The sequence below is a fragment of the Novosphingobium sediminicola genome, assembly GCF_014196525.1.
In the GTDB taxonomy this organism is placed as follows: Bacteria; Pseudomonadota; Alphaproteobacteria; order Sphingomonadales; family Sphingomonadaceae; genus Novosphingobium; species Novosphingobium sediminicola.
In genome coordinates this window covers 398,855-410,945 of the sequence record NZ_JACIDX010000001.1, presented here as the reverse complement: position 1 = coordinate 410,945, position 12,091 = coordinate 398,855, and the positions used below count along the sequence as shown (strand labels likewise).

The window sequence follows — 12,091 nt, the reverse complement described above, 5'->3', positions numbered from 1 at the left end:
ACTCATCCAAATTGCCTTAAAAATGCGGCGGCCGCCTGGGTTTCGGCCTCCTGTTTGCTGTTGGCCACGGCTTCGACCTCGCCCACGCCCTTGACTGCCACGGCGACGGTAAAGCGCGCGGCATGATCGGGACCTGAACGATCGACCAGTCGATATTCGGGCGGCTTGCGGCGATTGCCGGCGGCCCATTCCTGAAGCGCGGATTTGGGATGCTTGGCTTGCCCCGCCCGCCCGCCGACCTCTTCGGCCCACAGGCTGCGAATGAGGGCGCGGGTGGGTTCAAAGCCGCGCGTGACAAAGGATGCGCCGATCAGCGCCTCCATCACATCGCCAAGAATGTTCTCGCTGTCGGACCCGCCATCATCGCGCGCCTGTTTGCCAAGGCGGATATGTTCGCCAAGCCCGATCCCGCGCGCGATGGTCGCGCACATCTGGCGGCTGACCAGCACGTTCAAACGCTGCGAGAGGCGACCCTCGGCCGCGCCCTCGCTTTGATACAGCCATTCGGCAATCGTCAGGCCCAGCACCCGGTCGCCCAGAAATTCGAGTCGCTGATAATCTTCAAGACCTTTGCCGCGCGCGCCGTTCTGGGCCGAAAAACTGCCATGGGTCAGCGCGGCGGTCCATTCGGGCGCGCCATCGGGGTCAACGCCGATCACGCGGGTCAGAAACGCACGCGTGGCATCAGGAAGCGCCGGATTGTTGACAGGCCTTGTCGTAAGGGTCTTGCTCAAAAGGTGCCCCCGATCCGGTTCCAGCGCGCGGCGGTCAGCCATGTCCAGGGCTTGTACCACGAAACCGATCCGTCGGTCGACCACATCACGATGGTGGCGCGGCCCACCAGATTGCCCTGCGGAACATAGCCGATGCCGCCCACTTCGACGGGGAAACGGCTGTCCTGCGAATTGTCGCGGTCATCACCCATCAGGAACAGCGCGCCCTCGGGCACGATATAGGGCAGGGTATTGTCCTGCGGCGTGACCTCCATGTCGAGCACGTTATACGACTTGCCCGGCTTGCCGTTGTCGGACGGCAGCGTTTCGCGATATTGCGGATAGTGGCAGATGGTTTTGCCATCCTTCACCGTCTCGTAATTCACGCTCATGCCATAGCGCGGCTGATAGCAGGAGGTGTTGGGCGAGACAGCGATCTCGAAATCCTCGATTCTTTGCTTGGGCACGGCATTGCCGTTGATATGCAAAACGCCTCCCTTCATCTGGATCGTATCGCCCGGCAGGCCGATCACGCGCTTGATCCAGTCATCCTGATTGGTCGGCGGGGCCTTGAAGATCACCACATCGCCGCGCTTGGGCTGGGTGGCCAGAATGCGGCCCGGCAACAGCGGCAGGCTGAAAGGCATCGAATAGCGGGAGTAACCATAAGGCCATTTTGCGGCCAGCAAATAGTCGCCATTGACCAGACGCGGCAGCATCGATTCGCTGGGGATGTTAAAGGGCGAGAAGATGAAGCTGCGGAACACAGCAACGATCACCACCAGCTTGATAAGGAAAACGAAAAAGTTCTCCTCCTGTTTTTCCGGTTTGGCGCCGGGCTTGGTGGCGGGTTCGGCTTGGCTCATCTTTGCTCATCCTTGAATCTGGCCGTGCTGCCATGTTGGCCAAGAAGCGCTGCGTCAAGCCATGGTTTGGCTGAGCAGGGGATGAACCGTGCATGTTTGGGCCATCCTTGCGTCACAAAACGTATTCAGCGGCGCGATAGAGGTAAAAATGCTGCGGCGCACCCTTGGCCAATCCTTGCGCAAAGGGCATAGGTTCGAGCCAATTATTGATCGCATCTGCAAGACGGGAGTGAAGCGAACGTGTCCACCAACCAATCGGTCAAGGCTGCATGGGATCATCTGGCGGGCCTGCCTCGCCCCACGCTGGCGGAATTGTTCGCCGGCGATGCTGATCGTCTGAGCAAGCTGTCCACCCGTTTTGAACTGGGCGAAGGGCTGGGGGGCATCCGCTTCGACTGGTCGAAAATGCATCTCGATGATGCGCATATCGCCGGTTTCGAGGCTTTGGCCGCGGCGCAGGATTTCGATGGCCGCCGTGCACAATTGTTTGGCGGTGAAAAGATCAACAACACCGAAGGCCGCGCCGCCGAACACACCGCCCAGCGCGGCATCGGCAAGGACAGCTCGGTGGAAGAAGCGCAGGCGCTGCATCAGCGCACCGCCTCGCTGGTGGCCGCGATTCATGAAGGCGCGCTGGGCGAGGTCAAGCACCTGATCCACATCGGCATCGGCGGTTCGGCGCTTGGCCCGGCGCTGGCGATTGACGCGCTGACCCGCGACGGCTGCGTGGTTGAGGTGCATGTGGTCGCCAATATTGACGGCTGCGCGCTGGAGGCCGCCTTTGCCAAGGCAGACCCGGCCACCACGATGATCGCGGTCGCCTCCAAGACCTTCACCACCATCGAGACGATGACCAACGCCAAATCGGCTCTGAACTGGCTGAAGGAAAACGGCGTCGATGATCCCTATGGCCGCGTGGTGGCGTTGACCGCCGCGCCGGAAAAGGCGGTGGAATGGGGCGTTGATGAAACCCGTATCCTGCCTTTCCCCGAAAGCGTGGGCGGGCGTTATTCGCTGTGGTCGTCGATCGGCTTCCCGGTGGCGCTGGCGCTGGGCTTTGAGGAATTCGCCGAATTTCTTAGCGGTGCGGCGGTGATTGACGAGCATTTCGCCAATACGTCGGGCGCGGACAATCTGCCGCTGCGCGCGGCCTTTGCCGACCAGCTCTACACCCATCTGCGCGGTTGCCAGACGCGCGCCTGCTTTGCCTATGACGAACGCCTCGCGCTGCTGCCCGACTATCTGCAACAGCTCGAAATGGAATCGAACGGCAAGAGTGTGACCTTTGACGGCGCGCCTCTGGACGGCCCTTCCGCGCCGATCACCTGGGGCGGCGTGGGCACGGATGCGCAACATGCCGTGTTCCAGCTTCTCCATCAGGGCACGATCACCGTGCCGGTCGATTTCATCGCCAGCATCGCGCCGGGCGACCAGCTTGACCCGGCCCATCACCGCATCCTGCTGATGAACTGCTTTGCGCAGGGCGCCGCTTTGATGGCGGGCAAGGATTCGGCGGATAAATCGCGCTCCTATCCGGGCAACCGTCCCTCGGCCACGATCCTTGTCGACGATCTCTCGCCCGCCAGCCTTGGCGCACTGATCGCGTTCCATGAACATCGCACCTTTGCCAATGCGGTGCTGCTGGGCATCAACCCGTTTGACCAGTTCGGCGTGGAATTGGGCAAGCAAATTGCCAATGCCATCGATCAGGGCGAGGCCGTGTTCGATGCCAGCACCACCGCGCTGCTGGCCGAGGCCGGTTTGGCCTGAAGCATTAGTTAAACGTAAATATCAATGGAAATCGCGCCGTTTCTGTCAAGAGATGGCGCGATTTTTGCGTAAAAATTCATTGAGTCATCGTCTTTTTCCCGGCTATTCTTGGGTCAGATCCGATATCGGACCCAAATATAGTCGAAAGCGGGGGCTTCATGACGAATTACTGGCGTGGCCGGGGTGTTGGCCATGCGTTGTCGCTGGCCATGGTTTGCAGCATGGCGGGGCAGGGTTTTGCCCAGACGACGCCATCGGCCCAATCGGCGCAGGTCCAACCTGTGCAGGCCCAACCTGTGCAGGCCGAAGCGGCGGCCGCCGCCCGGCCCGCCTTGATTCCTACCGAAGTTTTTGCCGAACGTCCGTTTATGACGCGGCCCCGCCTTTCGCCCGACGGGATGCATATTGCGGCGCGGATGAATGTAAAAGGGGTGGAAAATCTGGCCATCCTTTCGGTCAAGGGCGATGCGCCGCTCATGATCCCGATCGGTCAGAAAAAGACCGATCCCGATTTGCGCTGGTATCGCTGGGCCGGCGACAACACGCTGTTGATCAGTGTGGGCAAGCTGGTGCCGTGGGATGGCGATGAGGCCTTGCTGACCCGGCTTATCGCTTATGATATCGTGACGAAAAAGATGATGTTTCTTGGCAGTTCGACCGAGGGGCTGACGGGCGATGATGTGCTGTGGGTCGATCCCGAGGGCAAGAGCGCGCTGATGGCCTATCAGGCCACGATCTATGAATATCCCAGCATCTATCGTGTCGATATCGCCACCAACAAGCGCAAGCTGGTGCAAGCGGCCGAGGATCGCGTGTGGGACTGGTATGCCGATAATGCGGGCGTGGTGCGCGTGGGATACCGGATGAAGGATGGCGGCAAGTGGGACATGCTCTATCGCGCCAAGGATGGCGATCCCTTTCGCACGGTGGTGCGCGCCAAGAGCCTTGAGGATGAAGATGCGCAGATGAGCGCGGTGCATTTGTGGAGCGGCACCGACCTTGGCTATCGCATATTGAAGAATGAGAAGACCGGGCGCGATGCGCTCTATCGCTATGATTTCGCCAAGCGCGAGAAGGGCGAACTGGTCTATGAAAGCGCGAAGAACGACATTGAGGATTTCGACCTGAGCGAGGATAAGGGCGAACTGGTCAGCGTTTCCTATACTGACGATCAGTATCGCACGCATTGGTTCGACAAGGATCTGGCCGAGTTGCAGTCCAGTCTGGACAAATCGGTGGGCAATCGCCGGGCGTGGGTGGCCACGAAAAACCGCGATCGTTCGATGATGATCGTTCATGTCGGCTCGGCCTCGGATCTGGGCAGCTACTATCTCTATCAGGTGGCCGATGGGGTGATGCACCGGCTGGCCTATGTGAATGACAAGCTGCCCTCGGCCAGTCTGGCCGCGCCGCGCTATGTTTCCTATAAGGCGCGCGACGGGCTGGAGATCCCGGCCTATCTGACGCTGCCGGTGGGGCGCGAGCCTAAGAATTTGCCGCTGATCATCCTGCCGCATGGCGGCCCCTATGGCGTGCGCGATGATGGCGATTATGATGACGATGTGCAGTTTCTGGCCAACCGCGGCTATGCCGTGCTTCAGCCGCAATATCGCGGGTCGAGCAGCTATGGCGATGATTTTTATCAAAAAGGTCGTGGGCAATGGGGCCGCGCGATGCAGGACGATCTAGACGATGGCATGGATTGGCTGGCCAAAGACGGGGTGATTGATCCCAAGCGGGTTTGCATCGTGGGTTCGTCCTATGGCGGCTATGCGGCGCAGTGGGGGGCGATCCGCAACCCGGAACGCTATCGCTGCGCGGTCAGTTTTGCGGGCGTTTCCGATATGCCGCGCAATCTCAAGTTCCAGTTGAGCGACATGAGCAATCTGAAGCGCGGGGCGGCCGAGTGGAAGAAGACCGTGATGGGGCCGGAGGATTTCGACCTCAAGACGATCTCGCCGCTCGTCTTTGCCGACAAGCTGAAAGTGCCGCTGATGTTGCTGCATGGCGACAAGGATCAGCGCGTGCAATACAAGCAATCCACCCTGATGGCCGATGCGCTGAAGGCGGCGGGCAAGGACTATGAGTTCTATGGCATACCGGGCGAGGGGCACGGCTTTTCCAAAAGCGTGAATGCCAAGCTTTGGTATGACAAGTTGGATGTGTTTTTGAAGAAGAACAATCCGGCGGATTAATATTGTCAGTGTTACATACTATCTATTGGCAAAATGTGTGGCTGGCCCCATATCGGCGCGCAATGACATGTCCCCCGGTGGAGTTTGAAAATGGCCGAATTTGACTACGATCTGTTTGTGATTGGCGCCGGGTCGGGGGGCGTGCGCGCCAGCAGGATCGCGGCCGGCCATGGCGCGCGCGTGGCCGTGGCCGAGGAATTCCGCGTTGGCGGCACCTGCGTGATCCGGGGCTGCGTGCCCAAGAAACTGCTGGTTTACGCCAGCCAGTTTGCCGAGGAACTGCACGATACGGCCAAGCTGGGCTGGACGCTGGGCGAGAAGAGCTTCGACTGGGCGGCGCTGCGCGATTTCGTGGCCAGCGATGTGGATCGGCTGGAGCGGGCCTACACCTCCACGCTGGACAACAATAAGGTCGAGCATTTCCACGAACGCGCCACCATCGCCGGGCCGAACACGGTGCGGCTGGCCAGCGGGCGCGAGATCAGCGCGAAATTCATTCTGGTGGCCGTGGGCGCGTGGCCGGTAATGCCCGAATTTCCGGGCAATGAACATGCGATCACCAGTAATGAAGTGTTCCATCTGGAGAGCTTCCCCAAGCGGGTGGTGATTCAGGGGGCGGGCTATATTGCGCTGGAATTTGCAGGTATATTCAACGCTCTGGGCGCACATGTCACGGTGGTGAACCGGTCGGACAAGATCCTGCGCTCCTATGATTCGAGCCTGACCGACCGCCTGCTGACGATGATGCGCGCGCGCGGGATCGAGTTCCGCTTTGATGCGCCGATTGAGAGCATCATCAAACAGGCCGATGGCTCGCTCTGCGTCAACACCAAGGGTTTCCTGCCCATTGAGGCGGACGCGGTGCTGGTTGCCACCGGGCGCAAGCCCAAGACGCCGGGGCTGGGGCTGGAAAATGCCGGGGTCGAACTGGGCGCGAACGGACAGATCCCGGTGGATGAATATAATGCCACCTCCTGCCCCTCGATCTATGCCGTGGGCGATGTGACCGACCGGGTGCAATTGACCCCCGTGGCCATCCGCGAAGGCCATGCCTTTGCCGACACCGTGTTTGGCGGTAAGCCCCGCACCATCGCCTATGACCATATCCCCAGCGCGGTGTTTAGCCAGCCTCCGCTGGGGGGCGTGGGCCTGACCGAGGCGGCGGCACGCGCGGCGGGGCATGAGATCAAGATTTATACCAGCGATTTCCGTCCGATGAAAAACATGTTCCACGCGCGGGCGGAGCGCGGTTTCTATAAGCTGATCGTCGATGTGGCCACCGACAAGGTGCTGGGCGTCCATATGATCGGGCCGGATGCGCCGGAGATCCTGCAGGCCGTCGCCATCGCGGTGAAGGCTGGCCTGACCAAGGCCGATTTCGACGACACGGTGGCGTTGCATCCCTCGATGGCCGAGGAATTGGTGTTGATGCGGTAAGAAGTAGGAAGGGATTATATCACGAGGGGCTAGCCCCTCGTGGCTCCCCGATACTGTCTTTGTTGCGCCATGAGTTCAACCCCGCGCGAGATTTCACCGCCGGAGGCTATTCATTGCCTGCGGCGCTTCCACCTTGAGCCTTGGGATAGGTTGAGCGCAACGCAGACAGTAATGGGAGCGTGAGGGTTATGACCCTCGCATTTTTACCCTTCCAATTCTTCCGTCAAAAACGCCGAAACTTCCTCCAGCGTCACATCCTTGGTCAGGAAAGTCCCGCCGATTCCGCGCATCAAGAGGAACGCTAACCGCCCCGCATCGACCTTTTTGTCATGCAGCATATGGGCGGCAAGCTGCGCGCCCGACACATTCAGCCCCAGTGAACGCACATCCGCAGGCAGGCCGACCGCCGCAATATGGGCCGCCACGCGCGCGGCCTCATCCGCGCCCATCAGCCCGCGCCGGGCCGAAAAACGCGCCGCCAGCACGCAGCCCAGCGCTACCGCCTCGCCATGGAGCAGGCGGTCGGAAAAGCCGGTTTCGGCCTCCAGCGCATGGCCGAACGTGTGGCCAAGATTGAGCAGGGCGCGCAGACCCGTGGTCTCGAACTCGTCCTGCGCCACGATGCGGGCTTTGGCCGCGACCGAATAGGCCACCGCATATTCGCGCGCCGCCCGGTCGCCCGAGAGCATGGCCTCGCCATTGGCCTCGCACCATGCGAAAAATTCCGGGTCGTTGATCAGCCCGTATTTTACCACCTCGGCATAGCCCGCCGCCAACTCGCGCCGGGGCAGCGTGTCCAGCGCATCCAGATCGGCCAGTACCAGCGAGGGCTGGTGAAAGGCGCCGACCAGATTCTTGCCGGCGGGCGTGTTGATCGCGGTTTTGCCGCCCACGCTCGAATCGACCTGCGCCAGCAGCGACGTCGGCACCTGAATGAAATGGCACCCGCGCTTGAGCATACTGGCCGCAAAGCCGGTCAGGTCCCCGATCACCCCGCCGCCCAGCGCGATAATATGGTCGCCCCGCTCCACTTCCAGCGCCAGCAGTCCATCGACCACCGCCACCAGATTGGCCCAGCTTTTGGTGCTCTCGCCCGCAGGCAGGATATGCCATGCCGCGCTCTTGCCCGCCGTCGCCAAGGAGGCATCGACCGCAGCGCCCCAAGCCTTATGCACATTCACGTCCGTAATGATCGGCACCACGGGTTTGCGCAAACGCGCCCCCGCCTCTTCGGCCAGACGCGCGATCAGCCCGGCGCCCACGCGCACTTCATAGGGGCGGCCCGCAATATCGACAGGAATAATCGGCATCGTTCAATCAGCCTTTCGCGCCATGGGCATCAAGCCATTCGTCCAGCGAGACCATCAGACTGGCCAAGGTGCGCGAATGGGGCACGTTGCCGCTCATCACCTTGATCGGGGCCTGCGAATAGAAAGGTTCACGGCTGGACTTGAGATTGGAGAGAATTTCGCGCGGGTTTCCGGTTTTCAGCAAAGGTCGGTTGCCCTTGCGCGCGGTGCGGTCAACCAGCGTTTCCAGCTCCGCATCCAGCCACACGGCAATCCCGCGCGCGAGAATCAGTTCGCGCGTGGCGTCATTCACAAAGGCCCCGCCGCCGGTCGACAAAACCTTCAGCCCAGCTTTGCCATTGCCCGCGTGAGGCAGCTTCAGCCCCTTGATCGCATCGCCCGGCGTGTTTTCGCCCAGCAGCCGCGCGATCACCCGCCGCTCGCCCTCGCGAAAGAAAGCCTCGCCGTAAGTGGCGAAAATATCGGGAATCGGCATATGCGCCGCCTTCTCGATCTCATCATCGGCATCGACAAAAGGCACGCCCAACAGTGCGGCCAGACGCCGCCCAAGGCTGGTCTTGCCCACGCCCATCATGCCCACCAAAACGATGGGGCGGTCGATATGCGCCAGAACGGCGGCCAGATGAACGGCCTCGGCTGCGCTTTCGGAAAGAGTGTGATCTTCATCCATTGCCGGGTTGCCTATACTTTTGCTAACCGGCGGCGCAAGCATAGCATGATGTTGGCCCGCTTCGGGGCGCTGTTTCGAGGATTTTGACGTTGAGTATCACGATCCGGCGCGATGGCGGCAAGAGTGCGGGCAGGAACAGAGCGGCCAAATCGCATCGCGGGCGGTGGCTGTTCTGGTGGCTGGTGCTGGCCTTGATGGCGGCGGGCGGCGTTGCGGCGCTGGCGTGGATCAAGGGCGGGCCGGTGCAGATGCGCGAAGTGGCGGTGGAACTTTCGGCCAGACAGGTCGGCGTGAACGGACAGGTGAAGTGATGAAACGGATTGCCAGACCTCTCCTTGTTTGCTCCGCGCTGGCCCTGTTGGGGGCGGGCGGCGCATGGGCGCAGGGCGGCCCCGAATCGCTGCTGCCCCCCGGTTTCGACCGGCCCGCGCCGCGCCCCAGCCGCGCGCCGGTTGCGGCCGCCGCCCCGGTTCGCCCCGGCCAACCGCGCGTTGACATCGCGCCCACGCCCGAACCCACCATCGCCGCGCAGCCCGTGGTCGAGGCCTCATCGGGCATTGCCGCCATCGGCGTGGCAACGGCAAGCGGGCCGGTGGTGCTGCCCCAAGGGATCAGCTCGTTCGAACAATTGATCGCGCTGTCGCCTGATAAGCTTGACCGGCTGCTGGGCCTCATTCCCAAATATGACATTCCCCCCGGCGCCCAGCGCGCGATGAAAGAGGTCGGGTTGCTCGATGCGGGCGAGGGCGGCATGGCGCCGCAATCGCTGGCGGGGCAGAATGCGGGCCTCGTGCGCGCGGTGATGGCGGGCAACAATGGCCAGATGGTGTCGCGCTGGGGCCATATTCTGGTGCGCCGGGCGCTGGCCTCGCGGCTGGATGCGCCCGCCGAGATGGCGCCTGCCGAATTTGCCGCCCTGCGCGCCGCCCTGCTGCTGCGTATGGGCGAAGGTGTGGCGGCGCGCGCGCTGGTGCAGGATGTCGATCCGGTCAATTACGACGCTTCGCTGACGCAGGCGGCGATGGATGCCTATATTGCGACGGGCGATTTCACCGGCTTTTGCCCGGTTCTGCAGCTCAATGCCTCGGCGCGCGATGATGTGCCGTGGCAGGTAATGCGCAGCATTTGCCAGACCTATGGCGGGGCCACCGCCACCGGCCAGTCCGAACTCGACCGTCTGGGCAAGGCCAAGGCGCTTTCGGGCATGGATATGGAGCTGGCGCAGAAATATGCAGGCGCCGTTGGCGGCGCGCGGGCGCGTGCGGTCAAGATCGAGTGGGACAATGTCAATGACCTGACCCCGATGCGCCATGGGCTGACGCTGGCGGTGGGGCTGGCCCCGCCCGATGCGCTGCTGGCCAAAGCCGGGCCGATCTATGCCGATATGACCGCGCTTTCGCCGATGGCGGGGCTGGGGCTGCGCGCCGATGCCGCCGATGTGGCGGGCGCGATGGGCGTGCTGTCGGGCGCGGCGATGGTCGATCTCTACAGCCAGATTTACAGTAATGACGACATCACCGGCGGACCGGCGGAGCGCGCGCTGTTGCTGCGCGATGCCTATGTGGGCGTGGCCCCGGCCGACCGCGTGGCCGCGATGCAGCAATTGTGGGATGGGGCGGCCAACCCTTATTCGCGCTATGCCCGGATGGTGCTGACGGCCTATGCGGCGGCGCGTCTGGCGCCCTCGGCGGATCTCAATGCGCAATCGGGCGATCTGATCGCCTCGATGCTGTCCGCCGGGCTGGATGGCAATGCGGCGCTGTGGCGGCCGGTGGTCGAGGCCGGATCGCCGGGCTGGGCGCAACTGGCGCTGGGTCTGCCGATGTCGGGCGAGGCAGATACGGGGGCGATTGAGAGCTTTATCGGCAATGACAAATCCGATGGCCAGCATCGCAGCGCCATGCTGATCGCGGCGCTGTCGGGGTTGGGGCGGATCAAGGACAGCACGCGCGATTCGCTGTTGGGCAAGGTCAAGGGCAGCGTGGCGGGCCAGACCCGCTGGACCGGTGCGATCGACACGGCGGCGGGCGTCAACAATCCCGCGCTGGTGGCGCTGTTGGCCGGATTGGGCATGCAGGGCGACAGTTGGGCCAAGATGACGCCGCGCTATCTCTATCACATCACCTCGGCGCTCAATCGCGTGGGGATGGGCGCCGAGGCGCGGATGATCGCGGCCGAAGCGGTGGCGCGCGGGTGACCCGGGCGCCATCGGTTGCGGTGGCGGCGTTTCTGGCCATGCTGGCGGCGGAGCGCGGCGCGGCGGCCAATACGCTGGCGGCCTATGAGCGCGATTTGCGCGGGGCCGAGGATGTGCTGGGGGATATCGAAACCGCCGATGTGGCCGCGCTGGAAAGGCTGGCGGCCACATGGGGGCATCTCTCGCCCGCCAGCGTAGCGCGTAAATCCTCGGCTTTGCGGCAATTCTACGGTTTCCTGATCGACGAGGGCTGGCGCGAGGACGATCCCAGCCCGGCCCTGCCGCGCGTGGCCCAGCGCCGACCTTTGCCGCGCATTCTGGGGCATGAGGATATCGCCATCCTGTTCGCCCGCGCCGAGGAAGAGGCCACAGGCGACAGGCGCGAGCCCTTGCGCACGCTGGCCTGTCTGGAATTGCTCTATGGTTCGGGCCTGCGCGCGACCGAGCTGGTATCCCTGCCGATCCGTTCCGCGCCGCGCGATGCGCCCTTGCTGACCATCACCGGCAAGGGCGGGGTGCAGCGCATGGTGCCGATCAGCGCGCGCGCGGGCCATGTGCTGCGCCGCTGGATCGCGATCAGGGGCGCGGGAGCGGATTCGCGCTTCCTGTTTCCCTCCACCGGCAAGGATGGGCATCTGACGCGGGTGCGCCTGTTTCAATTGCTGCGCGAATTGGGCGCGCGGGCAGGGTTGGACCCCACGCGGCTTTCTCCCCACGTGCTGCGCCATGCCTTTGCCACCCATCTGCTCGAAGGGGGCGCGGATCTGCGCGTGGTGCAGACGCTGCTGGGCCATGCCGACATCGGCACGACCCAGATCTATACCCATGTCGATGCCGCCCGTCTGGTCGAATTGGTGAACCAGCGGCACCCTTTGGCGGCCAGAACGGTTGGCTGACGGCTGAAAGGCTTGCCCAAACCTGCGCGGCGCACTA

Annotated in this window: 10 protein-coding genes; 6 read left to right on the top strand and 4 right to left on the bottom strand. The window is 63.0% G+C overall.

The window, feature by feature from the left end:
- Nucleotides 1-2: 2 nt before the first annotated feature.
- Complete coding sequence (gene rnc, locus GGR38_RS02055; protein WP_183622143.1) at nucleotides 3-776, bottom strand: ribonuclease III; 774 nt, start codon at nucleotides 774-776, stop codon at nucleotides 3-5.
- Nucleotides 731-1,579, bottom strand: coding sequence for a signal peptidase I (lepB, locus tag GGR38_RS02050; protein WP_183622141.1), 849 nt, complete (start codon nucleotides 1,577-1,579; stop codon nucleotides 731-733). Before lepB ends, rnc begins: the two co-directional genes overlap by 46 nt.
- A 240-nt stretch (nucleotides 1,580-1,819) precedes the next feature.
- On the opposite strand from lepB, the gene pgi reads away from it, so the two are divergent.
- From pgi to gorA, 3 genes are all read left to right on the top strand, one after another.
- The gene (pgi, locus tag GGR38_RS02045) at nucleotides 1,820-3,349 is read left to right on the top strand and encodes a glucose-6-phosphate isomerase (protein ID WP_183622139.1); all 1,530 of its coding nucleotides are present in this window, start codon (nucleotides 1,820-1,822) and stop codon (nucleotides 3,347-3,349) included.
- A 158-nt stretch (nucleotides 3,350-3,507) separates the two neighbouring features.
- Nucleotides 3,508-5,544 carry an alpha/beta hydrolase family protein gene (locus GGR38_RS02040; RefSeq protein ID WP_183622137.1) on the top strand — a complete coding sequence of 679 codons (2,037 nt, stop codon included), beginning with the start codon at nucleotides 3,508-3,510 and terminating at the stop codon, nucleotides 5,542-5,544.
- Nucleotides 5,545-5,634: 90 nt separating this feature from the next.
- Nucleotides 5,635-6,981, top strand: coding sequence for a glutathione-disulfide reductase (gorA, locus tag GGR38_RS02035; protein ID WP_183622135.1), 1,347 nt, complete (start codon nucleotides 5,635-5,637; stop codon nucleotides 6,979-6,981).
- Between the two features lie 203 nt (nucleotides 6,982-7,184).
- Here gorA and aroB read toward each other — a convergent pair whose 3' ends face one another.
- Nucleotides 7,185-8,291, bottom strand: a complete 1,107-nt coding sequence (aroB, locus tag GGR38_RS02030; protein WP_183622133.1) for a 3-dehydroquinate synthase — start codon at nucleotides 8,289-8,291, stop codon at nucleotides 7,185-7,187.
- 7 nt (nucleotides 8,292-8,298) lie between these two features.
- The gene (locus tag GGR38_RS02025; protein ID WP_246404168.1) at nucleotides 8,299-8,961 is read right to left on the bottom strand and encodes a shikimate kinase; all 663 of its coding nucleotides are present in this window, start codon (nucleotides 8,959-8,961) and stop codon (nucleotides 8,299-8,301) included.
- 89 nt (nucleotides 8,962-9,050) lie between these two features.
- On the opposite strand from GGR38_RS02025, the gene GGR38_RS02020 reads away from it, so the two are divergent.
- The 3 genes from GGR38_RS02020 to GGR38_RS02010 are packed head-to-tail and all read left to right on the top strand — an operon-like array spanning nucleotide 9,051 to nucleotide 12,054.
- Nucleotides 9,051-9,272: a hypothetical protein gene (locus GGR38_RS02020; protein WP_183622129.1), complete on the top strand. Its 222-nt coding sequence runs from the start codon at nucleotides 9,051-9,053 to the stop codon at nucleotides 9,270-9,272.
- Nucleotides 9,272-11,158, top strand: coding sequence for a hypothetical protein (locus tag GGR38_RS02015; protein WP_183622127.1), 1,887 nt, complete (start codon nucleotides 9,272-9,274; stop codon nucleotides 11,156-11,158). The genes GGR38_RS02020 and GGR38_RS02015 overlap by 1 nt, the downstream gene beginning before the upstream one ends.
- Nucleotides 11,155-12,054 (top strand): tyrosine recombinase, encoded by a 900-nt coding sequence (locus tag GGR38_RS02010; RefSeq protein ID WP_343058956.1) that lies wholly within the window; start codon nucleotides 11,155-11,157, stop codon nucleotides 12,052-12,054. Before GGR38_RS02015 ends, GGR38_RS02010 begins: the two co-directional genes overlap by 4 nt.
- The last annotated feature ends 37 nt before the right edge of the window (nucleotides 12,055-12,091 follow it).